The sequence below is a fragment of the Salinibacterium sp. NSLL17 genome (genome assembly GCF_015864935.1).
In the GTDB taxonomy this organism is placed as follows: Bacteria; Actinomycetota; Actinomycetes; order Actinomycetales; family Microbacteriaceae; genus Rhodoglobus.
On sequence record NZ_JADYWH010000006.1, the window covers coordinates 1 to 553 of the forward strand.

The 553-nt window shown below is 51.5% G+C and carries 1 rRNA gene; it reads left to right on the forward strand.

Annotated elements, in window-relative coordinates:
• Positions 1-507 (forward strand): 23S ribosomal RNA (locus tag I6E51_RS14110); the annotation flags it as partial.
• Positions 508-553 lie beyond the last annotated feature (46 nt).

Sequence of the window (553 nt, forward strand, 5' to 3'; positions counted from 1 at the left end):
TGTGTAGGATAGGTGGGAGACTTTGAAGCAGCGACGCTAGTTGTTGTGGAGTCAACCTTGAAATACCACCCTTGTAGTTTTGATGTTCTAACGTTGGCCCCTGAATCGGGGTTACGGACAGTGCCTGGTGGGTAGTTTGACTGGGGCGGTCTCCTCCTAAAGAGTAACGGAGGAGCACGAAGGTTGGCTAAGTACGGTCGGACATCGTACGGTTAGTGTAATGGTAGAAGCCAGCTTAACTGCGAGACCGACACGTCGAGCAGGTACGAAAGTAGGTCTTAGTGATCCGGTGGTTCTGTATGGAAGGGCCATCGCTCAACGGATAAAAGGTACTCTGGGGATAACAGGCTGATACCGCCCAAGAGTTCATATCGACGGCGGTGTTTGGCACCTCGATGTCGGCTCATCACATCCTGGGGCTGAAGTCGGTCCCAAGGGTATGGCTGTTCGCCATTTAAAGTGGTACGCGAGCTGGGTTTAGAACGTCGTGAGACAGTTCGGTCCCCACAATACTGCACAGCTTTTCGATTTGCGAAAAAAAATAATCGCGGAT